The 24,966-nt window shown below is 23.7% G+C and carries 33 protein-coding genes and 2 pseudogenes; 24 read left to right on the top strand and 11 right to left on the bottom strand.

Translation table 4 applies throughout. The features are described from left to right. Positions 1 to 3 precede the first annotated feature (3 nt). From AAHM78_RS01045 to rlmB, 6 genes are all read left to right on the top strand, one after another. Positions 4 to 156 (top strand): hypothetical protein, encoded by a 153-nt coding sequence (locus AAHM78_RS01045; RefSeq protein WP_342254068.1) that lies wholly within the window; start codon positions 4 to 6, stop codon positions 154 to 156. A 165-nt stretch (positions 157 to 321) separates the two neighbouring features. Then, positions 322 to 708, top strand: coding sequence for a hypothetical protein (locus AAHM78_RS01050; protein ID WP_342254069.1), 387 nt, complete (start codon positions 322 to 324; stop codon positions 706 to 708). A gap of 154 nt (positions 709 to 862) precedes the next feature. Beyond that, positions 863 to 1,336, top strand: coding sequence for a hypothetical protein (locus AAHM78_RS01055; protein WP_342254070.1), 474 nt, complete (start codon positions 863 to 865; stop codon positions 1,334 to 1,336). A 123-nt stretch (positions 1,337 to 1,459) separates the two neighbouring features. Then, a complete protein-coding gene (locus AAHM78_RS01060) occupies positions 1,460 to 1,582 on the top strand; it encodes a hypothetical protein (RefSeq protein ID WP_342254071.1) in 123 nt (40 codons plus the stop codon). Positions 1,583 to 1,766: 184 nt separating this feature from the next. Then, positions 1,767 to 3,098, top strand: a complete 1,332-nt coding sequence (cysS, locus tag AAHM78_RS01065) for a cysteine--tRNA ligase (RefSeq protein ID WP_342254072.1) — start codon at positions 1,767 to 1,769, stop codon at positions 3,096 to 3,098. A gap of 12 nt (positions 3,099 to 3,110) precedes the next feature. Next, complete coding sequence (gene rlmB, locus AAHM78_RS01070) at positions 3,111 to 3,851, top strand: 23S rRNA (guanosine(2251)-2'-O)-methyltransferase RlmB (protein WP_342254073.1); 741 nt, start codon at positions 3,111 to 3,113, stop codon at positions 3,849 to 3,851. Positions 3,852 to 3,956: 105 nt separating this feature from the next. On the opposite strand, the gene AAHM78_RS01075 is transcribed toward rlmB, so the two are convergent. The 6 genes and pseudogenes from AAHM78_RS01075 to AAHM78_RS16570 form a co-directional block, all read right to left on the bottom strand. After that, a complete protein-coding gene (locus tag AAHM78_RS01075) occupies positions 3,957 to 4,313 on the bottom strand; it encodes a hypothetical protein (protein WP_342254074.1) in 357 nt (118 codons plus the stop codon). Positions 4,314 to 4,322: 9 nt separating this feature from the next. After that, a complete protein-coding gene (locus tag AAHM78_RS16565; RefSeq protein WP_425289756.1) occupies positions 4,323 to 4,448 on the bottom strand; it encodes an IS3 family transposase in 126 nt (41 codons plus the stop codon). 81 nt (positions 4,449 to 4,529) lie between these two features. Beyond that, positions 4,530 to 5,339, bottom strand: a pseudogene (locus AAHM78_RS01080) (IS30 family transposase); the annotation flags it as partial. Positions 5,340 to 5,589: 250 nt separating this feature from the next. Next, positions 5,590 to 5,964, bottom strand: coding sequence for a transposase family protein (locus tag AAHM78_RS01085; RefSeq protein WP_342254954.1), 375 nt, complete (start codon positions 5,962 to 5,964; stop codon positions 5,590 to 5,592). Positions 5,965 to 6,014: 50 nt separating this feature from the next. Next, a complete protein-coding gene (locus AAHM78_RS01090) occupies positions 6,015 to 6,407 on the bottom strand; it encodes a transposase family protein (RefSeq protein WP_342254076.1) in 393 nt (130 codons plus the stop codon). Between the two features lie 967 nt (positions 6,408 to 7,374). Continuing rightward, positions 7,375 to 7,518, bottom strand: a pseudogene (locus AAHM78_RS16570) (helix-turn-helix domain-containing protein); the annotation flags it as partial. Between the two features lie 27 nt (positions 7,519 to 7,545). On the opposite strand from AAHM78_RS16570, the gene AAHM78_RS01100 reads away from it, so the two are divergent. Beyond that, a complete protein-coding gene (locus AAHM78_RS01100; protein WP_425289774.1) occupies positions 7,546 to 7,809 on the top strand; it encodes a transposase family protein in 264 nt (87 codons plus the stop codon). Positions 7,810 to 7,822: 13 nt separating this feature from the next. Here the strand turns inward: AAHM78_RS01100 and AAHM78_RS01105 are convergent, their stop codons facing one another. Beyond that, positions 7,823 to 8,455, bottom strand: a complete 633-nt coding sequence (locus AAHM78_RS01105) for an IS3 family transposase (RefSeq protein WP_342254079.1) — start codon at positions 8,453 to 8,455, stop codon at positions 7,823 to 7,825. Between the two features lie 87 nt (positions 8,456 to 8,542). Here AAHM78_RS01105 and AAHM78_RS01110 point away from each other — a divergent pair, with 87 nt between their 5' ends. Both AAHM78_RS01110 and AAHM78_RS01115 read left to right on the top strand, forming a co-directional pair. Next, complete coding sequence (locus AAHM78_RS01110) at positions 8,543 to 8,911, top strand: IS1/IS1595 family N-terminal zinc-binding domain-containing protein (protein ID WP_342254080.1); 369 nt, start codon at positions 8,543 to 8,545, stop codon at positions 8,909 to 8,911. A gap of 43 nt (positions 8,912 to 8,954) precedes the next feature. After that, positions 8,955 to 9,596, top strand: coding sequence for an IS1/IS1595 family N-terminal zinc-binding domain-containing protein (locus AAHM78_RS01115; protein WP_342254081.1), 642 nt, complete (start codon positions 8,955 to 8,957; stop codon positions 9,594 to 9,596). Positions 9,597 to 9,636: 40 nt separating this feature from the next. On the opposite strand, the gene AAHM78_RS01120 is transcribed toward AAHM78_RS01115, so the two are convergent. Next, positions 9,637 to 10,458: an IS1595 family transposase gene (locus tag AAHM78_RS01120; RefSeq protein ID WP_342252843.1), complete on the bottom strand. Its 822-nt coding sequence runs from the start codon at positions 10,456 to 10,458 to the stop codon at positions 9,637 to 9,639. Positions 10,459 to 10,476: 18 nt separating this feature from the next. On the opposite strand from AAHM78_RS01120, the gene AAHM78_RS01125 reads away from it, so the two are divergent. The 3 genes from AAHM78_RS01125 (at position 10,477) to AAHM78_RS01135 (ending at position 12,552) form a co-directional block, all read left to right on the top strand. Continuing rightward, positions 10,477 to 10,665: a hypothetical protein gene (locus tag AAHM78_RS01125; RefSeq protein ID WP_342254082.1), complete on the top strand. Its 189-nt coding sequence runs from the start codon at positions 10,477 to 10,479 to the stop codon at positions 10,663 to 10,665. A gap of 363 nt (positions 10,666 to 11,028) precedes the next feature. Then, complete coding sequence (locus AAHM78_RS01130; RefSeq protein ID WP_342254083.1) at positions 11,029 to 11,460, top strand: hypothetical protein; 432 nt, start codon at positions 11,029 to 11,031, stop codon at positions 11,458 to 11,460. 147 nt (positions 11,461 to 11,607) lie between these two features. Then, on the top strand, positions 11,608 to 12,552 hold the full coding sequence (locus AAHM78_RS01135) for an IS30 family transposase (RefSeq protein ID WP_342254084.1): 945 nt from the start codon (positions 11,608 to 11,610) through the stop codon (positions 12,550 to 12,552). Positions 12,553 to 12,861: 309 nt separating this feature from the next. Here AAHM78_RS01135 and AAHM78_RS01140 read toward each other — a convergent pair whose 3' ends face one another. Beyond that, a complete protein-coding gene (locus AAHM78_RS01140) occupies positions 12,862 to 12,984 on the bottom strand; it encodes a hypothetical protein (protein WP_342254085.1) in 123 nt (40 codons plus the stop codon). Here AAHM78_RS01140 and AAHM78_RS01145 point away from each other — a divergent pair. After that, complete coding sequence (locus tag AAHM78_RS01145; protein WP_342254086.1) at positions 12,984 to 13,805, top strand: IS1595 family transposase; 822 nt, start codon at positions 12,984 to 12,986, stop codon at positions 13,803 to 13,805. The genes AAHM78_RS01140 and AAHM78_RS01145 overlap by 1 nt on opposite strands. Here the strand turns inward: AAHM78_RS01145 and AAHM78_RS01150 are convergent. Continuing rightward, positions 13,802 to 14,089, bottom strand: coding sequence for a transposase (locus AAHM78_RS01150; protein WP_342254087.1), 288 nt, complete (start codon positions 14,087 to 14,089; stop codon positions 13,802 to 13,804). The two genes, AAHM78_RS01145 and AAHM78_RS01150, sit on opposite strands and share 4 nt — an antisense overlap. Positions 14,090 to 14,523: 434 nt before the next feature. On the opposite strand from AAHM78_RS01150, the gene AAHM78_RS01155 reads away from it, so the two are divergent. The 11 genes from AAHM78_RS01155 to AAHM78_RS01205 all read left to right on the top strand — a co-directional run bounded on the left by AAHM78_RS01155 (position 14,524) and on the right by AAHM78_RS01205 (position 23,768). Then, positions 14,524 to 16,269, top strand: coding sequence for a hypothetical protein (locus AAHM78_RS01155; protein ID WP_342254088.1), 1,746 nt, complete (start codon positions 14,524 to 14,526; stop codon positions 16,267 to 16,269). Between the two features lie 22 nt (positions 16,270 to 16,291). Next, complete coding sequence (locus AAHM78_RS01160) at positions 16,292 to 17,536, top strand: replication-associated recombination protein A (RefSeq protein ID WP_342254089.1); 1,245 nt, start codon at positions 16,292 to 16,294, stop codon at positions 17,534 to 17,536. Between the two features lie 21 nt (positions 17,537 to 17,557). After that, positions 17,558 to 18,889, top strand: coding sequence for a hypothetical protein (locus tag AAHM78_RS01165; RefSeq protein WP_342254090.1), 1,332 nt, complete (start codon positions 17,558 to 17,560; stop codon positions 18,887 to 18,889). A 72-nt stretch (positions 18,890 to 18,961) separates the two neighbouring features. Beyond that, positions 18,962 to 20,059 carry a hypothetical protein gene (locus AAHM78_RS01170; protein ID WP_342254091.1) on the top strand — a complete coding sequence of 366 codons (1,098 nt, stop codon included), beginning with the start codon at positions 18,962 to 18,964 and terminating at the stop codon, positions 20,057 to 20,059. A 213-nt stretch (positions 20,060 to 20,272) separates the two neighbouring features. Next, positions 20,273 to 20,422: a 50S ribosomal protein L33 gene (gene rpmG, locus AAHM78_RS01175; RefSeq protein ID WP_286641767.1), complete on the top strand. Its 150-nt coding sequence runs from the start codon at positions 20,273 to 20,275 to the stop codon at positions 20,420 to 20,422. An 11-nt stretch (positions 20,423 to 20,433) separates the two neighbouring features. Next, positions 20,434 to 20,865 carry a preprotein translocase subunit SecE gene (secE, locus tag AAHM78_RS01180; RefSeq protein ID WP_174481440.1) on the top strand — a complete coding sequence of 144 codons (432 nt, stop codon included), beginning with the start codon at positions 20,434 to 20,436 and terminating at the stop codon, positions 20,863 to 20,865. A 19-nt stretch (positions 20,866 to 20,884) separates the two neighbouring features. Then, the gene (nusG, locus tag AAHM78_RS01185) at positions 20,885 to 21,517 is read left to right on the top strand and encodes a transcription termination/antitermination protein NusG (RefSeq protein WP_252320182.1); all 633 of its coding nucleotides are present in this window, start codon (positions 20,885 to 20,887) and stop codon (positions 21,515 to 21,517) included. Between the two features lie 178 nt (positions 21,518 to 21,695). Beyond that, positions 21,696 to 22,142 carry a 50S ribosomal protein L11 gene (rplK, locus tag AAHM78_RS01190; RefSeq protein WP_342254092.1) on the top strand — a complete coding sequence of 149 codons (447 nt, stop codon included), beginning with the start codon at positions 21,696 to 21,698 and terminating at the stop codon, positions 22,140 to 22,142. Position 22,143: 1 nt separating this feature from the next. Continuing rightward, positions 22,144 to 22,824, top strand: a complete 681-nt coding sequence (rplA, locus tag AAHM78_RS01195) for a 50S ribosomal protein L1 (protein ID WP_342254093.1) — start codon at positions 22,144 to 22,146, stop codon at positions 22,822 to 22,824. A gap of 178 nt (positions 22,825 to 23,002) precedes the next feature. After that, on the top strand, positions 23,003 to 23,383 hold the full coding sequence (locus tag AAHM78_RS01200; protein WP_342254094.1) for a hypothetical protein: 381 nt from the start codon (positions 23,003 to 23,005) through the stop codon (positions 23,381 to 23,383). A gap of 19 nt (positions 23,384 to 23,402) precedes the next feature. After that, positions 23,403 to 23,768 carry a hypothetical protein gene (locus AAHM78_RS01205; RefSeq protein WP_252320186.1) on the top strand — a complete coding sequence of 122 codons (366 nt, stop codon included), beginning with the start codon at positions 23,403 to 23,405 and terminating at the stop codon, positions 23,766 to 23,768. Between the two features lie 139 nt (positions 23,769 to 23,907). Here the strand turns inward: AAHM78_RS01205 and AAHM78_RS01210 are convergent, their stop codons facing one another. Beyond that, entirely contained in the window at positions 23,908 to 24,852 is a 945-nt protein-coding gene (locus AAHM78_RS01210) for an IS30 family transposase (RefSeq protein ID WP_342254095.1), read from the bottom strand. Between the last annotated feature and the right edge of the window lie 114 nt (positions 24,853 to 24,966).

The raw sequence follows: 24,966 nt of genomic DNA on the forward strand, positions 1-24,966 counted from the left end.
GTTTTGCACCAAGTCTATTGAAGTCATTTATTTCATGAACAATGAGATTGAATAATTTGATTGTCATTGTTAGGTCAATCTGCTTATACTATTTCTCAATTTGCTAAAATTTCAAAAACATCAGCATGATTTAATCGTCAAAAATTTATGAAATAATCACAATTAGCAAAAACACAAAAACCATTCACAAAATTAAAAGGTAGAATTGAAATTGATGAAACTTTTATCAAAGAAATTCATAAAGGAAATTTCAAAAATCCAGATGATCCAAGAAAAAAATGAATTGAAGAAAATGCTAAAAATTTAAACTGTTGTATTGAAATGGCAATTGATGAAAATAAAAATATTTATGCTCAAACAACAAATACTAAAAGATTAACAAAAAAATGAGTACAAGAAAATTTAACATCTAAGCTTATCGAAGAAAAATCAATTATAGTTTGTGATATGCAAATACTATATGATACAGTAGCTAAACAAACAAAATGTACTCTCAAAAAATTTAAATCAAAAGAAAATAAAGAATTAAATTATAAAAATTTAAGTAATATCAGTAAAATACAATCAAGTTTAAAAGAATTTATTACTCATTATCATGGCATTGGATTTACCAATATTCAAAATTACCTCAATTTATGAAAATTTAAATACCAACATTATAAAATATCACCTTATGCAAAATCTGAAGCATTATATTTCGGTTTGTAAAAAAAATAAATCCCAAAATTAAATAAAATCAAATTTTAGGCCAGGTTGATGATTTTTTTTATTTCATCAAGAGTTTTTTTGAAAATTAAAAGAAAAAACTGATTTAAATACAGTTATTATTAAAAAGGAATTAGGTATTATTTACATTGGTCAATTGGACAAACCAAATAAATCTGAAATTTTAAAAGCCATTAAAGATAAAAATAAAGAAGCAATTGATCTAACTGAAGATGATTTTGATATTAAAAGTTTTATTGACACTACAAAAATTATTATTAATGGTAAAGGTACTTATAAAAACGAAGTTTCTTTATCTTGTACTATTACTAATTTTAAAAAAATTTCTAATTGAGAAGATAATAATGGTGCAGTTCATGCTCTAGTAAATATTAATGGTGTGCTTTATGCAGGAACATCAATTTTTGGTAAAGGAAATTTATATAAAAGTAATAGTGATGGCAAATTTGAATTAATGAATAATTGAAAACAAGACAATGGTGCGGTTTGGGCTTTAACAAATATTAATGGTGTACTTTATGTAGGAACATCAACTGCTAATAAAAAGGGAAATTTATATAAAATAAATACTAATGATATTAATGCTAAGATTGAGCCGGTTTCTACTTAAACTAATACTAATGGTGAAGTTTCAAGTTTAACAAATGTTGATAGTACACTTTATGTAGGAATAACAAATAATAATGGTGAAGGAAAAATATATAAAAGTAAAACTGATAAAAGTTTTGGATTGATGCTTGGTTGAGAGAGTACTAATGGTGCGGTTTGAAGTTTAACAAATATTAATGATACTATTTATATAGGAACAATAACTTCTGCTAATAAAGGAAATTTATATATAACTGAAAAAAAATAAAAACATAAAAATGATATCTATCAAAAATTATGAAATTTCAAATAATTAATACTTTTTTAATTATTAATGATTCTCTTTGTTAAAGAGAGTTTTAAATTTAAAAAATTATTTTGTTACAGATTGATATTATTTACAGTATAATAGAGTATATGAAAACTAAACTTTATTAAGAAGGGTTAATTAAATGATTAAAATTTATGATAGTTTTTCACAAAGATTGCAACTGCTTGCCACTAATAAAAAGCAAGTTAATATGTATTTATGTGGTCCTACTGTTTATAACTATATTCATGTTGGCAATATTCGTGGTGTGCTTGTTTTTGATGTTTTACATCGTTTGTTAATTCATCAAAATTATAAAATAAATTATGTTCATAATATTACTGATATTGATGATAAAATTATTAAGAAAGCTGCGGATTTAAAAATAACAGAACAACAAGTTACTGACAAATATACGTTATCATATTATGAAGACTTAGAAAAATTAAATATTATTTTTCCTACAAAATTACCAAAAGTAAGTGAATATATTTCAAAGATTATTGAATTTATTAATAAATTAATTATTAAAGATTATGCATATGTTACGGCTGGTGATGTTTATTTTAAAGTTAATAAGTTAAAATATTATGGAAGTTTGGCACATAAAAATATTGAAGATTTAATTCCAAATTTTAGAATTAAAAATTTAGTGACTAAAGAAAATAATCTAGATTTTGCTTTGTGAAAATCAACAACAATAGGTATTAGTTGAAATAGTCCGTGAGGAAAAGGAAGACCTGGTTGACATACTGAGTGTGCTTGTTTTGTTGAGGATTTATTTAATGGTCAAACTATTGATTTACATGGTGGTGGTGTTGATTTAAAATTTCCTCATCATGAAAATGAACGAGCTCAATTTGTTGCAGCTAATAATAAAAAAATGTCAAATATTTGATGACATAATGGTCATGTTAATATTGCTAATGAAAAAATGTCAAAATCTTTAAATAATTTTATTTTGGTTAAAGAATTTTGTCAACAACATCATCCGAATGTATTGCGATATTTAATATTAAATCGTGATCATCAACAACCAATTGATTTCAATAAGGAAACAATTGAAAATGGATTAGTTTCAACAAAAAAATATGAAAATGTTTTAAAACAATGAACATATCAAATATTTATTAACAATATAATATGTAATAATAATCATCATTCAATTTATTATCAACAAATTATTAAAAATTTATCAAATAATATTGATACAACTAATACTATTACTTTAATTGAAAATATGATTAAAAAATTAAATGAAGCACTTATTAAAAAAAATTTTAATGAAGAATTTCAAGAAATTTTTTATACTTTTACCTTTGCTTTAAAAATATTAGGATTTGATTTTAAAGTTGGTAATTATTCTGAAAAGATTAAAAATAAAATTAAAATATGAGAACAACTAAAAAAGGAAAAACAATACCAAGAAGCTGATAAAATTCGTCAAGAATTAAAAGATTTGAATATTATTTAAAGGAGCAAAATTATGGCATTACAATATATTTATGGTTATCACCCTATTATTGCTGCATTATCAACATCATCATTAATAAAAATTAAAAAAGTTTTTTTAGTTCAAGATAAGTACCAAGAATTAAAAAAAGATTTAAAAAGTGTAAATATTCCTTATGAAATTATTAGTTTACAAGCAATGAATAATCTATTAGGTCCTACTAAACATCAAAATATTGCGGCTAATGTTAAAGACTATCAATATTTTTCTTTTGATGAATTAATTAATATTGGTTCAACATCTAAATTTTTAAGAATTTTAATTTTAGATCGTATTTCTGATCCACATAATTTTGGTTCAATGTTAAGAATTGCAGCGGGTAATGACTTTGATGGTGTAATTGTTTTAAATAATAATCAATCTGAAATAAACGGTGCAGTTGCAAAGGCTGCAGCCGGTGCTCTAAGTATTATTCCAATTTGTCAAGTTAATAATTTAACTTCCGCAATTAATAATTTACAAGAAAAATATAAATTTTGAATTTTGGCTGCTGCTAAAACAGCAAAAGCAATTGATTATTTTACTATTGATTGTAGTAGCAACTTAGCATTAATTATTGGTAATGAAGGTGAAGGGATAAGTCCAAAGTTATTAAAACATACCGATTATATTGTTCAAATACCAATAAGTCAAAAAATAGAATCATTTAATGCTAGCGTTGCTTGTGGTATTATTGCAAACTATATTTACGTTGAAACGTTAAAATTATCGTAAATTTTAAGAACCTATATTTTTTGATAATATTTAAATTTATGAAAAAATAAAATATTTTTTTAAAAAGATACTTTTATATTTTAGGTGTAAATGTTTTTTCTTTATTTATTGGATTTGGTTCTGAAAATTTTCATTTTTTTCTTTTAAATTTTTGCATATATTTATTTGATCAATTAAATGGTTTTCTAATTCTTTACAATTGTTTTTAATATTTGTATAGTCAGAATTTATCTTATTTATTTTATTATTAATACATTTGTTTTTATCTTTAATTCAAAAAGTAAAAAAATTAATAAAAAAAATTTTATATTTATTTATTTTACTTTTTTCTAATTGTTCTATTTTTATTGTTATTTTCTTTTCTAACATTTCTTCCAAGGTTCAAATTTTTGATCTTAGTTCTAAAATATTTGAAGAAAGTAATATTATTTTGGGAGTGTTATTATTTTGGAATGGCAACACTTTTTAGGACTATTTTTTGGTAGACATTTGTTTTTGATAATTAACTGGAGTTAAGGAGTTTAAAGTGCTGTGGATTCTTATGTTGTTATATCAATTGATATAATAGACTTGGTGCAAAACCTTTAATTTTAACAATTTAACGATTATTATTAATATTAAAGGTGATAGTTATTATGTTGAAAAAACCTGAGTTGTAAATATAAATGGGACAGTTTTTTAAAATCATTGTATTAAATCTATTGGTCTTTTATAAGAGAGCGATTTTCTGGGTGTAGAATTAATTTGAAATGCTATAAAATTTAAATCTTTTTGTTTATATGAAGATAGATCTGTAGATTTTGGTAAATATATTCTTAAAATACCATTATTATTTTCATTTAAACACCTTTGGCAAGGTTTACCAGGATCTGCAAAATAAATTTTGACATTACAAATTTTTTCGATTAATCTTCATTTACTAAATTCTTTACCACGATCAAAAGTAATGGTTTTAACCGTTCCTTTTTGTAACTTTGAAATAAATTTTATTATACTTTTCGTAATATTTTCTGATTTATGATTTTTAGTTACTAAAGGAATTGTGGTTTTTGATCATATATCAGCCAAAGTAATAATAGAACTTTTATGATCTTTGCCAATGATAGTATTACCTTCTAAATGACCAAATTCTTGTATATTTTTAATATTAGGAATGATTAAATTTCTTTCATGAATAGACTTACAATTATTAATTTTGCCCCTAGTTTCTTTTTGTTTGTGAGATTTATTTTTGCCTTTTCTCAATAAGTTATTTTCATCAAAACCCATTCGATTTGTTTTAAACATGTTATATAAAGTTTTTGTCGAAATACTTTTTATTTTATTTTCCTTTAAAAAGTTAGCAATTATATCAAGAGCATACTTTTTAGTAATTAACAAATGATTAATACTATTAATTTCTGTTAAAGTTAAAATTATTAATTTTCTGCCTGCATTTTGTTTATTTTTTTGAAATTGATTCAATATTTCTAATGGCAATAAGTTTTTTTAATTTTCAAAAAAACTCTTGATGAAATAAAAAAAATCATCAACCTGGCCTAAAATTTGATTTTATTTAATTTTGGGATTTATTTTTTTTACAAACTGAAATATAATGCTTCAGATTTTGCATAAGGTGATATTTTATAATGTTGGTATTTAAATTTTCATAAATTGAGGTAATTTTGAATATTGGTAAATCCAATGCCATGATAATGAGTAATAAATTCTTTTAAACTTGATTAGACTTGGTGCAAAACTAAGGTAATTCAAAATTATATATTCCTGTTATTAAATTAAATCTTAATGCAAATCTTCGTATTTTATTGCGATATTTTAAACTTAAAATTTTAAAACGTTTTAGTTTAGCAAATACGTGTTCAATTTTAATTCTAATTTTACTTAAAGTTTTATTGTATTCTTTTTGAATTGGTGTTAATTGATTGTATTTACTTTTTTTAAATGGCAAAAATGTATTTTTATGAATATTTTGTATACCTTGATAACCTGAATCAACAAAAACTTGTTTTTCTGGATGAATAAAAGTTTTAGATTTTAGAAGCAATTTAAAATCATGAATGCTTCCAAAACAAAAAGCAGTTGAAATAATTTTTCCATTGGAAATATCAATAATTATTTGGGATTTGAGAGAATGATGTTTCTTTTTACCTGAAAAAAGTAATTTTAGTTTTTTTTAATTCTTTCAATTGGAGTTTCAGTAGCATCAATAGCTAACAAATTATTATTAGTACCTTTATTTTTTGTTAAATCTTTTTTTCCAGGTAAATTAAAAATTCCGCTTTTTATTAAAATATTTTCAATTCAAAAAATATTACGAATGCAACTAGTATGACTAATATTATATCTTTTTGCAATAACTCTATAACTACTATAGTCTTTTCAATATTCTAAAGTCATTAATAAACGCTCTTCAATTACAATTTTATTTTTTCTACCACCATAATATTTTTGTTTAGACTCAGCAATTTTTAAAATTTCAAGCATGTTATAAAATGTTTGTGGCTTTATGCCGACTAAACTATAAAATTCTTGATCATCTTTATATTTTTTCAACATAATAACTATCACCTTTAATATTAATAATAATCGTTAAATTGTTAAAATTAAAGGTTTTGCACCAAGTCTATTGTATTTTACTGATATTACTTAAATTTTTATAATTTAATTCTTTATTTTCTTTTGATTTAAATTTCTTTAGAGTACATTTGGTTTGTTTAGCTACTGTATCATATAGTATTTGCATATCACAAACTATAATTGATTTTTCTTCGATAAGCTTAGATGTTAAATTTTCTTGTACTCATTTTTTTGTTAATCTTTTAGTATTTGTTGTTTGAGCATAAATATTTTTATTTTCATCAATTGCCATTTCAATACAACAGTTTAAATCTTTAGCATTTTCTTCAATTCATTTTTTTCTTGGATCATCTGGATTTTTGAAATTTCCTTTATGAATTTCTTTGATAAAAGTTTCATCAATTTCAATTCTACCTTTTAATTTTGTGAATGGTTTTTGTGTTTTTGCTAATTGTGATGATTTCATAAATTTTTGACGATTAAATCATGCTGATGTTTTTGAAATTTTAGCAAATTGAGAAATAGTATAAGCAGATTGACCTAACAATGACAATCAAATTATTCAATCTCATTGTTCATGAGATAAATGACTTCAATGTAAAAAATGATTTCTTAAAGCATCAAAGCTACTTTTACAATCTTTGCATAAAGATTTTTGCTTATTATTCTTAAAACCATTTTTTACACATCAATAAGATTTACAATTTGGACATTGAATTCCTTTTTCTTTAAATTTTTTATCAATTACATCTAATTTTTCTTTTTTCTCAATTTGTTTAATTCTATTTTTAAAATGTCTAATAATTTTTATAAATTCTTCATCTTTTTTGTTTTTTAAAACATCAATTAATTCATTATTAGTCACAAAAAATCACCCCTGATATAAAAATATTACTTTTAATTTTAAATTAAAAGTAATATCAAGATTTTTTGTGAAAATTAAAAATAAGTTTTTATTTAATAATCTACAAACTCTATGTACGGTTGATTTACTATAATCAACAATTTTTGCTATTTTACGAATCGAAAATCCATAATTTTTATATTCTTTTATTGCTATTATTGATTCAATACTCAGATACTTATACATTGCGCTAATTCCTTTCTTTTCTTAATTATAGAACTAACACAATTTAATTTTTATATAAGTGTCCTTTTTAATTTTACAATTAAAGCATTTAAAAAAAGTAAATACAATCAATTAACACCAATTCAAAAAGAATACAATAAAACTTTAAGTAAAATTAGAATTAAAATTGAACACGTATTTGCTAAACTAAAACGTTTTAAAATTTTAAGTTTAAAATATCGCAATAAAATACGAAGATTTGCATTAAGATTTAATTTAATAGCAGGAATATATAATTTTGAATTAACTTAGTTTTGCACCAAGTCTAATCAAATAATTCTAATTTTAATTGGATTAATGATCTAAAATTTTTATCATTAATAAATTCAGTTTTGAAAGTTTTAAAAGTTTCTTCAGCAACAGCATTGTCATAAGGACATCCTTTTTTGCTTAAAGATCGATTTATGTTGAATGCTAGTAAAAGTTTATCAATAATTTTATTATTAAATTCATTACCTCGATCGCTATGAAATATTTGAATATCTTTTAAACAGCGATTTGATTGCATAAATGCTTCATATACTAATGATGCATCTTTTTTAACTTCAACACTATGTCCAATAATTTCGCGGTTAAATAGGTCTATTAATAAACAAATATAGTTTCACTTACCATTTACTTGAACATAAGTTAAATCACTAACAATAACTTCATTTTTAATCCTATTCTTAAAGTTTCTATTAACAAGATTAGTTATTTGACTATCATTGACTTTATTATGATGATTTTTGTGTATTAATTTAGTGTATTTTGATATTAAATTATGTTTATTCATAATTTCTTTAATTTTTCGTCTTGATAAATAAATTTCTTGGTTTTCTAATATGGCTTTTAATCTTCTTGTGCCATAAATTTCTTTATTTTCTTTAAAAGCACTAATAACAGCTTCATCATACATATTATTTTTTTAATTTTCACAAAAAATCTTGATATTACTTTTAATTTAAAATTAAAAGTAATATTTTTATATCAGGGGTGATTTTTTGTGACTAATAATGAATTAATTGATGTTTTAAAAAACAAAAAAGATGAAGAATTTATAAAAATTATTAGACATTTTAAAAATAGAATTAAACAAATTGAGAAAAAAGAAAAATTAGATGCAATTGATAAAAAATTTAAAGAAAAAGGAATTCAATGTCCAAATTGTAAATCTTATTGATGTGTAAAAAATGGTTTTAAGAATAATAAGCAAAAATATTTATGCAAAGATTGTAAAAGTAGCTTTGATGCTTTAAGAAATCATTTTTTACATTGAAGTCATTTATCTCATGAACAATGAGATTGAATAATTTGATTGTCATTGTTAGGTCAATCTTTTAATTTTCACAAAAAATCTTGATATTACTTTTAATTTAAAATTAAAAGTAATATTTTTATATCAGGGGTGATTTTTTGTGACTAATAATGAATTAATTGATGTTTTAAAAAACAAAAAAGATGAAGAATTTATAAAAATTATTAGACATTTTAAAAATAGAATTAAACAAATTGAGAAAAAAGAAAAATTAGATGCAATTGATAAAAAATTTAAAGAAAAAGGAATTCAATGTCCAAATTGTAAATCTTATTGATGTGTAAAAAATGGTTTTAAGAATAATAAGCAAAAATATTTATGCAAAGATTGTAAAAGTAGCTTTGATGCTTTAAGAAATCATTTTTTACATTGAAGTCATTTATCTCATGAACAATGAGATTGAATAATTTGATTGTCATTGTTAGGTCAATCTGCTTATACTATTTCTCAATTTGCTAAAATTTCAAAAACATCAGCATGATTTAATCGTCAAAAATTTATGAAATCATCACAATTAGCAAAAACACAAAAACCATTCACAAAATTAAAAGGTAGAATTGAAATTGATGAAACCTTTATCAAAGAAATTCATAAATGAAATTTAAAAAATCCAGATGATCCAAGAAAAAAATGAATTGAAGAAAATGCTAAAGATTTAAACTGTTGTATTGAAATGGCAATTGATGAAAATAAAAATAGGCTTTTCTCCCTTTATGTACTATTTTTAAATTTTATCACATAAATGCTGAGAAAAGCCTATCTACGGACTTCTCCCCACATTTTTAAATCAAACATAACATTACAGTTTCAAAACTAGGTATATTGTTGAATTTATATGCCGATTCTTTTGCGTATAAATGAACATGATGTTTTTCAACTTTGATATGTGTTTTAAATGTTCGTCTGATGTGCTTTCATGCCGATTCAATCTGGTTTATGTTTACACCAGTTTTTGAAACATAGCCATCTTGATGGTTAACTGTTTCATGCTTAGTGAAAACTGATTTAAAATGGCGATATCCTTTTCAAGAATCAGTATGTACATCACACTTTGAAGAAATGTGGTTTCTTGCAAATTGCAAAAGATTTTTTTGATTTGCATTTTTCAACACTTTCACAATTAAATTATTGGTTGTTTTTTCATAAATCCCAACAATCAAAGTTTTATTTTTTAAGGATCTTCCTTGTTTTTTAAAACCCATATGTGAAAGATACATTTCATCCATTTGCACTATGCCCTCAACAATGAATTGAGGTTCTTGTTTTGCAATTGCACTTCGGATTTTATGACCCATTCTTCAAGCAGTTTTCAAAGTTACTCCCAATTCTTTTGCAACATCAGTTGATGGAATTCCATGTTTGGTGTTTATTCATCTAAAGATGAGATAAAACCAAGATGTCAAAGGTGTTTGTGACTTGTAAAAAATGGTGTCATGAAGAATACTAAATGTTTGATGACATTTCAAACATCTTATTCTTCTTAAATCAGAAGTATTCAAATTTGTTCAAGAACACCTCATACATTTGTTTTCCTTCAAACTTGCTATATATTTCAAACAATCTTTTTCTGTTTGAAATATATTGTTGAACTCATTCAATTTCATTGTTTCCTCCACAAGTACATGTGGGGAGAAGTCCGTAAAAATATTTATGCTCAAACAACAAATACTAAAAGATTAACAAAAAAATGAGTACAAGAAAATTTAACATCTAAGCTTATCGAAGAAAAATCAATTATAGTTTGTGATATGCAAATACTATATGATACAGTAGCTAAACAAACAAAATGTACTCTCAAGAAATTTAAATAAAAAAAAATAAAGAATTAAATTATAAAAATTTAAGTAATATCAGTAAAATACAATCAAGTTTAAAAGAATTTATTACTCATTATCACGGCATTGGATTTACCAATATTCAAAATTACCTCAATTTATGAAAATTTAAATACCAACATTATAAAATATCACCTTATGCAAAATCTGAAGCATTATATTTCAGTTTGTAAAAAAAATAAATCCCAAAATTAAATAAAATCAAATTTTAGACCGGGTTGATGATTTTTTTTATTTCATCAAGAGTTTTTTTGAAAATTAAAAGGTCAATCTGCTTATACTATTTCTCAATTTGCTAAAATTTCAAAAACATCAGCATGATTTAATCGTCAAAAATTTATGAAATCATCACAATTAGCAAAAACACAAAAACCATTCACAAAATTAAAAGGTAGAATTGAAATTGATGAAACTTTTATCAAAGAAATTCATAAAGGAAATTTCAAAAATCCAGATGATCCAAGAAAAAAATGAATTGAAGAAAATGCTAAAGATTTAAACTGTTGTATTGAAATGGCAATTGATGAAAATAAAAATATTTATGCTCAAACAACAAATACTAAAAGATTAACAAAAAAATGAGTACAAGAAAATTTAACATCTAAGCTTATCGAAGAAAAATCAATTATAGTTTGTGATATGCAAATACTATATGATACAGTAGCTAAACAAACAAAATGTACTCTCAAGAAATTTAAATCAAAAGAAAATAAAGAATTAAATTATAAAAATTTAAGTAATATCAGTAAAATACAATCAAGTTTAAAATAATTTATTACTCATTATCATGGCATTGGATTTACCAATATTCAAAATTACCTCAATTTATGAAACTTTAATTGTAAAATTAAAAAGGACACTTATATAAAAATTAAATTGTGTTAGTTCTATAATTAAGAAAAGAAAGGAATTAGCGCAATGTATAAGTATCTGAGTATTGAATCAATAATAGCAATAAAAGAATATAAAAATTATGGATTTTCGATTCGTAAAATAGCAAAAATTGTTGATTATAGTAAATCAACCGTACATAGAGTTTGTAGATTATTAAATAAAAACTTATTGCCATTAGAAATATTGAATCAATTTCAAAAAAATAAAAAAAATGCAGGCAGAAAATTAATAATTTTAACTTTAACAGAAATTAATAGTATTAATCATTTGTTAATTACTAAAAAGTATGCTCTTGATATAATTGCTAACTTTTTAAAGGAAAATAAAATAAAAAGTATTTCGACAAAAACTTTATATAACATGTTTAAAACAAATCGAATGGGTTTTGATGAAAATAACTTATTGAGAAAAGGCAAAAATAAATCTCACAAACAAAAAGAAACTAGGGGCAAAATTAATAATTGTAAGTCTATTCATGAAAGAAATTTAATCATTCCTAATATTAAAAATATACAAGAATTTGGTCATTTAGAAGGTGATACTATCATTGGCAAAGATCATAAAAGTTCTATTATTACTTTGGCTGATATATGATCAAAAACCACAATTCCTTTAGTAACTAAAAATCATAAATCAGAAAATATTACGAAAAGTATAATAAAATTTATTTCAAAGTTACAAAAAGGAACAGTTAAAACCATTACTTTTGATCGTGGTACAGAATTTAGTAAATGAAGATTAATCGAAAAAATTTGTAATGTCAAAATTTATTTTGCAGATCCTGGTAAACCTTGCCAAAGGGGTTTAAATGAAAATAATAATGGTATTTTAAGAAGATATTTACCAAAATCTACAGATCTATTTTCATATAAACAAAAAGATTTAAATTTTATAGCATTTCAAATTAATTCTACACCCAGAAAATCGCTCTCTTATAAAAGACCAATAGATTTAATACAATTATTTTAAAAAACTGTCCCATTTATATTTACAACTCAGGAAAATTTAAATACCAACATTATAAAATATCACCTTATGCAAAATCTGAAGCATTATATTTCAGTTTGTAAAAAAAATAAATCCCAAAATTAAATAAAATCAAATTTTAGGGCAGGTTGATGATTTTTTTTATTTCATCAAGAGTTTTTTTGAAAATTAAAATATTATTTTGATTTTTTTCTTTTTTCTTGAAATTAAAATAATATGTTGATTTAGAGAGCTTTAAAAAACGACACATTGTACGAATTTTATATTTACATTTATTATTGATAATAATCTCTATTTTCTGCCTATTATTAGTGCTGCTTGCTTTAAAATATCATTTTCCATTCGTAACTGTTTTAATTCTTTTCTTAATTTAATTAACGGACTTCTCCCCACATGTACTTGTGGAGGAAACAATGAAATTGAATGAGTTCAACAATATATTTCAAACAGAAAAAGATTGTTTGAAATATATAGCAAGTTTGAAGGAAAACAAATGTATGAGGTGTTCTTGAACAAATTTGAATACTTCTGATTTAAGAAGAATAAGATGTTTGAAATGTCATCAAACATTTAGTATTCTTCATGACACCATTTTTTACAAGTCACAAACACCTTTGACATCTTGGTTTTATCTCATCTTTAGATGAATAAACACCAAACATGGAATTCGATCAACTGATGTTGCAAAAGAATTGGGAGTAACTTTGAAAACTGCTTGAAGAATGGGTCATAAAATCCGAAGTGCAATTGCAAAACAAGAACCTCAATTCATTGTTGAGGGCATAGTGCAAATGGATGAAATGTATCTTTCACATATGGGTTTTAAAAAACAAGGAAGATCCTTAAAAAATAAAACTTTGATTGTTGGGATTTATGAAAAAACAACCAATAATTTAATTGTGAAAGTGTTGAAAAATGCAAATCAAAAAAATCTTTTGCAATTTGCAAGAAACCACATTTCTTCAAAGTGTGATGTACATACTGATTCTTGAAAAGGATATCGCCATTTTAAATCAGTTTTCACTAAGCATGAAACAGTTAACCATCAAGATGGTTATGTTTCAAAAACTGGTGTAAACATAAACCAGATTGAATCGGCATGAAAGCACATCAGACGAACATTTAAAACACATATCAAAGTTGAAAAACATCATGTTCATTTATACGCAAAAGAATCGGCATATAAATTCAACAATATACCTAGTTTTGAAACTGTAATGTTATGTTTGATTTAAAAATGTGGGGAGAAGTCCGTAGATAGGCTTTTCTCAGCATTTATGTGATAAAATTTAAAAATAGTACATAAAGGGAGAAAAGCCTTAATTAATTCATTTTCTTCAACAGAACGATTATCTTTAGATTTAAAACTACCTGAATTAGTAAATTGCTTAATTCAATTATAAGTAGCTGCTCTTGTAACATTGTACTCTTTAGCAAGACAAGACACTGACTTACCACTTTGATATAAATCTACTATTTGTTTCTTAAATTCGTCGTTATATGAGTTAATATTGGCCATAATTATAGTTCCTTTCTTTTAACTAATTTGTTCACTTGTCTACGTAATTGGTGTCCAATAAAGTGTAACCTATCCATTACAAATTTTACTACTAATGAAGATGAAGTTTTAAGATTAAAGCGAAGAGGATATAATGTTCATCAAATTATGAAAAAATTAAATTTAAGTTATAAGCAAGTTGATAATGCTTGAACGCGAGTAAAGTTAAAATTAAAAAATAGTTACAAAAAATATATTTAATAAAAAATTACTATGATAGAATTAAGACAACAATAAAATTTATATTTTAATTTTATTTTTTTAATTTTAAAAATTAATTTATAAGTTTTATTGTTATATTATTATTTATATAATTTAGCTGTTGCTTTGTAGTGATTTTTTAATCATTATAAAGTTTTTTTATGTTTTATTATCGATTTTTGGTGGAGGAAATAATGTATAAAATTGGTATTAATCAAAATGAAAAATCAAATTATAAGCAAAAACCTAATGTTAAACAAGAAAAAAAACATTGGTTTAAAATTTTTTCTTTGTTATTTGTTGTTGTTGTTTTAATTATTACTACTATGATTTTAATAATTGCAAATAATCAATGAAATAGTGCCATAAATACTAATAATTCCAACAACTGAAATCCTAATCAAGATAAAAATTGAGAAGATTATTATAAGAATAATTGTCCAACAAATAAAAAATATAATTTGATAGATTACAAGGATAAATTAAATAATATTAGTTTAATATCTACTGATAAAAAACTAAAAATCTTTTATCTTAGTGATTTATTAAAAAAGATTGATAATGTGTTACAAACAAATAAAATAGATATTCCTAATAATTTTTTTTTACATTTACCAGTAAATCCAGCTATTAATATTAAAATTAATGATGAAAATGCACTTAAAAATAATTTTGCAATAAAAATACCATCTTATAAAGAAAAAATAAAACAATTTAAAATTGAAATGAGTGTTAATCAATTTGGTAGTAATTATGGTTTGCTTCCTTGTGACTTAAATTTCAATTTTAGTGTTGAAAATGATGTTATTCCAGAAAAATTTAATATTTTTGATTTAGACAATAGAATTACAATTCCATCACAAACAATAGTAATGTCAGATGCTACAAAAGGAACTAAAAATGAAATAGAATCTCAAGTTAATAAAATTATTGAAGAGAAATTTTTAGAAGAAATTAATAAAGAAAAATCATTATCAGATAAAGTAACAAAAAGTGATTTTGTTATTAATTATGATTCAATAAAAAGTTTTGATAATTATATGATAAAAAAGAAAATAACAGTTGTTATTTGTGCTAAAAATAGTAGTGAAATTATTAAAGGTCAATTAAATATTAATTTTAATGTTCAAGGTAGTTGAACATTAAAATCATTATCTGTTATTAAAACAGTATTGGAAAATGATGAAAGTGTAATTAATCAATTAATAACTATTGAAGATAATACTAATGTTAGCAAAGTGGATATTGATAATCATATTGTTTTCCTTGTTAGTAAAAAAATAAATGAGTTTGGTAAGCAAAAATGACATCAAGATTTTAATGATCAAGATTATATTATTACTAGTAATGCGATTACTGGAAATTATCAAAAACCAAAATCTATAATAGTAACAATTGTTGGTAAAAATCAATTGCAAGATACTATCGAGTTTTCAATAAATATTCAATGTCAAAATAAAGAACCAAATGAAAAAATTTTTAAAAATAACAATTTTAATGTTAAAGATTTAAATTCTATTGAATTATATCCAAATGTTCTTCCTGGTGGTGTAATATATACAATTACTTTTAAAGATAATTCTATTTCACTTATTTCACTATTATTTCAAGAAGCTATTAATGATATGAATAATTTTTCTCCTACTAATGACATTAATTTAGAAATGAATATAGAAATTAATATTGATGGCGATAACTATCAAATTCATTTTCAAAAGACAATTAATTTTGATATCATAAAAAAGATAAATAATATTGAACTTGTTAGTGTTTCTGAACAAAATGATAAATATCAGCACTTAAAAAACATTGGTATCATTATTAAATATGATGATGATAAAGAATATAAAATGCTTCAATCCTTGGATGTTAATATTAAAAATAATAATTTAACCTTTATTAATTTTAGTTCTATTGTTAAAATAACTTCACGACGTTAAATTAAAAACAAAGGTGATGAGTATGGATAAGCCACTAGCAACAATATTAAGACCAACCACTGTTAATGATATAATTGGTCAAAGTCATTTGATAAATGATAAAAATGGAATTATTAATCGAATATTAAATCAGAAGTTTTTAACATCATTAATATTTTATGGTAATCCAGGAACAGGCAAAACCACTATTGCTCAAGCACTAGCTAATGATTTAAAATGTGAATTTGGAGTATTTAATGCTGCCATTGATAAAAAAGAAAATTTAGAAAAATTAATTAAAATAGCACAAAATACTAAACCTTATATAATTATAATTGAAGAAATACAACGCATGAATCGTGATCGTCAAGATTTATTATTACAATATTTAGAACATGGCAATTTTATTTTAATGGCTTGTACTACTGAAAATCCTTATTTTGTAATTAATCCAGCTTTACGAAGTAGATGTCTATTATTAGAATTAAAGCCAATTAGTAATGAAGAAATGTTATTAGGCTTAAAAAAAATAATTACTAATAATTCATTTTTTAATTTTAATATTAGTGATGAAATTTTAGAAAAAATCTGTAATTTAGCAACTGGTGATTTACGAATAGCAATTAATATTTTAGAAATATTAATAAAATTATATCCTAATGAAATCATAACTATTGATATTATTAATGCTATTATGCCTAAAGCAAGTAATTGAAATGCTAAAGAGGGAAATGAACATCATGATTTAAAGTCAGCGTTACAAAAATCAATTAGAGGCAGTGATGTTAATGCTGCTTTGCATTATTTAGCAAGGTTATTAGCAACTGGTGATTATGAAGCTTTATTAAGAAGAATGTTGATTATTGTTTACGAAGATATTGGACTTGCTAATCCTGCTTTAGCAATTAGGGTAAAAACTGCTATTGATACTTTTCGTCAAATTGGTATGCCCGCAGGTATAATTCCACTTGGTTTAGTAGTTATTGAAATGGCACTTAGTGAGAAATCAAATAGTGCTAATTTGGCAGTACAAAAAGCATATAGTGATGTTTTACAAGGAAAAATATATCCAATTCCTGATTATTTGAAGCATAATTGATCTAAAATATTAAAAAAATCAGTAGGTAAAGGTAAATTATATAAATTTCCACATGATTATGCTAACGATTATGTACAACAACAGTATTTGCCAACCAAGTTAAAAGATACGAAATATTATCAACCAAAACTTCAAAACATTTATGAAAAAAAATTAAATGAAATTTATAATAGATTTACTAAAAAATAAAATTCTGAGGTGTAAAATAAAATGTTAAAAAATAAACATTTATGGTTGGGACTTAGTTTAACATTAGCAACCACTAATATTGTTGCTAACATTAGTATTAATAATAATTTAACAAGTATTAATAAATTAAAACAAGAAAATAAAAATAAAACCGAAACTAATGAAGTTGTTACTAATACTACGTATGGTAATTTAAGTAATAGTACTATTTTAAATAGTCAGGATGAAAATGGAATATATCATCTTTTTGATGTTAAAAGCATTATTGATAATCCAAGTTTAGAACCTTATGTAAAAGATATTTATATTGAGAATTTTAAATTAACTTATAATCCTGAAAAGATAAATAAAGATGTTATTAATGAGTTTGATAAAGAAATTGCTGCTATTAATTATAAAGAAGAACAATTAACAAGTACTAATGATTTGCAAATTTTTCAAAAACAAAACTTGATCAAAATATCAATAACAGCTTATATTTCAAATAAAAAGTCTAAAAGTAATTTTACTTTTATTCAATTTGGTGGTGCTAATACTCATATATCATTAACTGGAACAAAAGGTATGATTGATGCAATTCAGAACTATGATAATTTAAGTGAAACATTGGGATTATATTATATTGCTCAATCTCATTCAAAAAATAGTGGGGGTATTTGTCTTGACTTTGTTAAACAATTTATTACTAAAAGTAGTTTAAAAAATCATGAGAGCACTGCAGAAAAAATGTCTGAAAATATTTTCAATAATATGATTGATAGTCCAAATTTAGAATCTGTTATTAATAATTTTTCAATTGAAAATAATAGTAAAAAGATAAGTATTAGATATTTAGTTGACAGTACTGGTAACATTATTAGCGTTGGATATTTCCAATATGATAGCAAAAATTTGGATACTAATAATAATTTAACATTAAGTCATAGTTTTCCAAAAGATGGAGGAAAACTAATAGATTATAATTCAGAAATAACTACGCTTTTAAAATGAAGTGATTATGCTGATTCATGAAATAATTTTATGTTTTTATATCCAACAATTTTTGCTAATTCGACAGACAGTATAACTTATAGTGTTATGGATAATAAAACAACAATTAAAAGTAATGAACTAAACTTTAATACCAAAAAAATTCAAGACAAAGATAATCAATTACCGGTTTGACGAGTAGTAAATCAGCCATCTGCAGGTCATAAATCACAAGGATTAGTTATTTATATATTTATGTGACATGATGAAAACACTATATATCAACAACTTAGAAGTAGTTCTATATCTCGTGCTTTTGATATTGGGCCATCTTTCTCAATAAATATTAGTAAGTGAACGATTAGTAATATTATTAATGAATAATTATGTATCATCTTATCAATAAAATTAAAAATTTAATTTAAAACTACTTTAACTATGAAAGGAATAAATAAAATGAAAATAAATAAAGAAGAAACATGAAAAGAAGTACAAAAAGCGTTGAATAATCTTCATGGTCCAGTTAGAGCAGGAGCATTAAGTGCACAAAATTGAAGTAATACGACAACAGGAGTTCTACTAACAATAGCAGGACTTAAGTCTGTTACTAGGGATAGTAATATTGAAAAACGTTACCAATTAATTAAAAGTGGAGTAGCTGATATATTATATGCTGCATTTGGTGGTTGAGTTATTTGACAAGCGTATAATTTAAATGAAACTGGTGGTAGTACAACTACCGAGCCAAATTTACCCACTTTTCCTACTTTACCACCAAATAATGAAAGACTTTATTCTGAAATTGCTGAACAATTAACAGAAGATGCTGTAAGTAATGAATTAACTCCAGAAATGATTTCTATTGCATTAAATAAATTATTTACTGGTACAAATGGATTAGTGAAAGTGCTTAGTGGAATATCAGGTTTTGATTTATATAAAATTCAAAAAGTAACAAAAACTATTGAATACTTAAAATCACTTACTACTTTTGCAACTGCAGGCATTAATTTTACAAATGGTAATATTGTGGGAGGAAATTTAATGTCAATTTCAGCAATGATGGATGTTAGTCATACATATTTTTCTACAATGAGTAAATCTAATACTTCAAATAGTAAAGAGGAAATTATTATTAAAATTATTAATGAAAGAAAAGAACACATTACAAAAGGTTTTGCTTTATATAAAGGTATTTTGAGTAATCAAGATTCAAAGGAAATATATGAGTATTTAGAAAAAAATAATTGAGATAAGTTTGAAATGAGACATTCAGATAAAACAATTCCTAGTTTTGTTAAATTCGGAAAAATAAAAGATTGAAGACCAACATTAACAATGTTTAAAGAATGAATAGATAATTATACTCCCGAAAATAAAAAGGTAGAATTAGTAACAGAGATTGAAGATAATAGTCAACAGGAAAGAATAAAGTTAAAAATTCCTGATTATGAGTTTGAGCCGGAATTTGTTACAAATGCAAATAATGATATGTCAGAAGTTATCATAGAACCCAATGAAAGACAACCACTTTTAGGAAGTATTAATAGTTAATTAAAATTATTTTTTATATTATAATGTTTTTTTAAAAAAACATTATTTTTTATTTATTATTTTATTTTTTCTTGTACAATTATTTTAGAAATGATGAATTTTAAAGAAAGATTAAAAATTTAACTTTGTTTTTAAAATAAAAATATTTTAAAATTGACACTTATTTTAAATAATAATATAATTAAAAATGGTTAAATTTTCTAGGTGAATTTAATGAACAAAAAAATAATTTTAATTTGTACTGTGTGTTTAAATCGTAATTATCATACATACAAAAATAAGATTAAATATAAAGAGCGTATGGAACTAAAAAAATATTGTGAACATTGTCAAAAACATACTTTACATAAGGAATCACGTTAGGAGAAATTTTCATGAGTGCAGAAGACAAATCAAAAGAAAAACCAAAAATTAATCCTGAAAAATTGGCTCTTTTAAAAAGTAAATTTAATATTTTACGTAAAATTAAACCTTTAAGAACAAAAAGAACTTCTGAAGGAAAACCAAGTTTTGATCCACGAACAGCCGATAAAAATAAAAAGGTTAATATTAGCGAAATTTGAGAAAAAGAACGTAAAAATCGTACGCCTGAAGAACGTTTTTATTATAAAAAAGAAGCGAGAACTTATCATAAATATTTTTTCTTATACTTATCAAGAGAAATTAGAAGAACTCGTTGAACACCAAGAAAACAATTAAATAATAAATTTATTACAACAGTATTATTTATTGCTGTCTTAGCACTATTCTTTTATGGAATTGAGCAGTTATTACTATTTGTATTACCTTTATTAAAAATAATGTAAAAAATGGAGATGCCAAAAAATGAGCGAAAGAATTAAAAAAGAAACCCCTTTAGTGAAAACTACATCATTAGAAGAAACACATAAACATCGAATTGAGCAAGCACAATGATATATTGTTAATTGTAACAAAGGTCATGAAGATAAAGTTGCTGCTGATTTGAAAAATAAAATTGAAAAAAAATTGAATTTAAAAGATAATATTTTTCAAGTTAGAGTTGTTAAAGAAGCAATACCAGATAAAGATAAAAAAATAACTGAAAAAAATATTTTTCCGGGTTATATTTTTGTTCATATGATTTTAACCGAAGATACTTGATATGATATTCGTAATACAACAGGTATTAATGGATTTATTGGTTCTAGTGGTAAGGGTGTACCACCAACTCCACTTTCTACTAAAGAAGTTAATGAAATGTTATATCGTAATTCTAAAAATTCATCACAACCTAAAGTTAAAGAGATAAAAAAAATTATTCGTGATTTTGAGTTGAATGATTTTGTTCATATTACTTCTGGTGCTTTACAAGGTCGAGAAGGACAAGTTATTAAATTAGATGAAGATAAGGGTGTTGCAACAGTTTCTGTTGATATGTTTGGTCGTCAAACCGAAATTAAAGTAGAATATGATAGTTGTAAAAAAATTAAAGTTTAGTTTAAACTATTTAATTTTTATGTAAAATAAAATTAAAATATATTTGACTACTAATTATAATGATGTTATTATTTGTAAAGTACTATTTATATATATAAATAGACTTTAATTATGTTTAAACTTGTGGAAGATTTATTCGTTTGGACCACAGTGAGAATCCATTTAGGAGGAGTTGCTCATGGCAGATAAAAAAAATATTAATCGTGAAGGTATTATTCAATTACCAGCTGGTAGTGCCAAACCAGGTGCTAGTTTAGCATCATTCGGTATTGATATGCCACGTTTTTGTAGAGAATTTAACGATAAAACCAAAGATCAAAAAGATGATGTTAATCCGGTTCCAATTCCAGTTTTTATTACAGCATATAAAGATAAAACTTTCGACTTTAAAATAAAAACTGCACCAACAACATTTCTTTTAAAAAAAGCATTGAAACTTGCAAAAGGTTCATCAAATGCTAAATTAACAAAAGTAGGAACACTTACTATTGCTCAAATTACAGAAATTGCTCAAATTAAATTACCTGATTTAAATGCTTATTCTTTAGAAGATGCAATTAAAATTGTTGCAGGAACAGCCAAGAATATGGGCATTACTGTTGAAGATGGAAAGCAAGGTGTTTAATATGAATAGAAGTAAAAGATATCTTGCAGTTGCAAAATTAGTTGATAACACTAAAGTTTATCCAATTGATCGTGCTTTAGAATTAGCTAAACAAACTTCATCATTAAAATTTGATGCAACAGTTGAAGCAGCATTTCGTTTAAATGTTGATCCAAGACATGCTGATCAAATGTTACGTGGTTCTATTGTTTTACCAGCAGGGACTGGAAAAACACAACGTGTTTTAGTGATAACTACCACTAAACAAAAAGAGGCAATGGAAAGTCAAGCTGATTTTGTTGGTGGTAAGGAAATGATTGAAAACATTCAAAAAGGTTGATTTGATTTTGATGTTATTATTGCAACACCCGAAATGATGGGTGAATTAGGAAAAATTGGTAGAGTATTAGGACCAAAAGGATTCATGCCTACAGCAAAACTAGGAACAGTAACAATGGATGTTCAAAAAGCAATAGCTGATATTCGTAAAGGTAAAGTTGAATATCGTGTTGATAAACAAGGTAATATTCATGTTATTCTTGGTAAAGTATCATTTGCACAAGAAGGGTTAAGAGATAATTATTTAGCAATTCTTAACACTTTAAGAAAAGTTAAGCCTGCAGCAGTTAAGGGTGCTTATATTAAAAATATAAGCATTACTACAGCAATGGGCCCTGGTATTAAAGTATTAATTGAAGAATAATATAATAATATAGAAAAAATCATTAGTAAAATTACTAATGATTTTTTTATGTTTTTATTCATAATTTTTTTATTATTTAAAAAAATTTTACGCTATAATTTATTTATTGTGATAATACCAATTAATACATTATTTTGGTAAAACAATAAAATAATTAGGTAGTAAAGGAGAAACCTTAATGAAAAATCTTATAAATCTTTTTAAGAAACAAAATTGAGGAATAAAAATTGGCTTTGCCTCACTGGTAATTAGTTTGCTTTGTTTAGCATTAGGACTAATTTTAATTGCAACAGCCAATTTTAAAGCCCCAAGTGGAGGAAGTTCACAATATGCCGGAAATGGCTTTCATGCTATTTCTATATGAGGACTTGATAGTTTTTTAAGCAAAGCTGGCTATAATCAAATGTGAACAGATGCTACTAGTGATAAGCTTTTAACTTATCCTCTTGCGCAAGTAGTTGTCGGAATTGTATTTACAGTAATTTTAACTGCTATCTTTCTTGGTGTTAGTGTTTTATCTTTAATATTTGGTTATTTTAAGCGTTGATTATATTCTTAGTGTTTAGTAAGTGTTAAATATGGATAAAAATGTAGAATATAAAAAAGTTACATCTTGGGATTGAAAGCAAAAACTAGGATTATTCTTATGCATTTTAACTTTGTTTTTTCTAATAATTAGTTTAATATTATTTGGAACAGCTATTTTTAATGATCATTTTAATAATTTTCTTGGTAACGGTTTTTGAAGTTTAAAACACTATGGTATTATTAATTTGTTTTATAATTGAGATCAACTAGATATAGAAGCGGCTAAAAATACTTATGTTTCTCATCCTTTTGAACAAGTTTATTTTGCAATTATTTTTTTAATTATTATTGTACCAATATGTTTTGTTCTTGGAGTTAGTTTATTAGTTAGAGGATGATGAAAGTCAAGAATTTAATATATAGTTACTTCATAAATTTATTTATAGTAAAATTTAATAATCATTATTTCATTAAAAAGGGTGTATTATGATGTTTAATTCTAAAAAAATAATTGTTTTTTTTATCCTGAGTTGTAAATATAAATGGGACAGTTTTTTAAAATAATTGTATTAAATCTATTGGTCTTTTATAAGAGAGCGATTTTCTGGGTGTAGAATTAATTTGAAATGCTATAAAATTTAAATCTTTTTGTTTATATGAAGATAGATCTGTAGATTTTGGTAAATATCTTCTTAAAATACCATTATTATTTTCATTTAAACCCCTTTGGCAAGGTTTACCAGGATCTGCAAAATAAATTTTGACATTACAAATTTTTTCGATTAATCTTCATTTACTAAATTCTTTACCACGATCAAAAGTAATGGTTTTAACTGTTCCTTTTTGTAACTTTGAAATAAATTTTATTATACTTTTCGTAATATTTTCTGATTTATGATTTTTAGTTACTAAAGGAATTGTGGTTTTTGATCATATATCAGCCAAAGTAATAATAGAACTTTTATGATCTTTGCCAATGATAGTATCACCTTCTAAATGACCAAATTCTTGTATATTTTTAATATTAGGTATGATTAAATTTCTTTCATGAATAGACTTACAATTATTAATTTTGCCCCTAGTTTCTTTTTGTTTGTGAGATTTATTTTTGCCTTTTCTCAATAAGTTATTTTCATCAAAACCCATTCGATTTGTTTTAAACACATTATATAAAGTTTTTGTTGAAATACTTTTTATTTTATTTTCCTTTAAAAAGTTAGCAATTATATCAAAAGCATACTTTTTAGTAATTAACAAATGATTAATACTATTAATTTCTGTTAAAGTTAAAATTATTAATTTTCTGCCTGCATTTGGTTTATTTTTTTGAAATTGATTCAATATTTCTAATGGCAATAAGTTTTTATTTAATAATCTACAAACTCTATGTACAGTTGATTTACTATAATCAACAATTTTTGCTATTTTACGAATCGAAAATCCATAATTTTTATATTCTTTTATTGCTATTATTGATTCAATACTCAGATACTTATACATTGCGCTAATTCCTTTCTTTTCTTAATTATAGAACTAACACAATTTAATTTTTATATAAGTGTCCTTTTTAATTTTACAATTAAAGTAAAATTTTAGCCTTTTTATTTCATGGTA

It is taken from the genome of Spiroplasma endosymbiont of Zeiraphera isertana (assembly GCF_964030805.1).
Lineage (GTDB): Bacteria > Bacillota_I > Bacilli_A > Mycoplasmatales > VBWQ01 > Spiroplasma_E.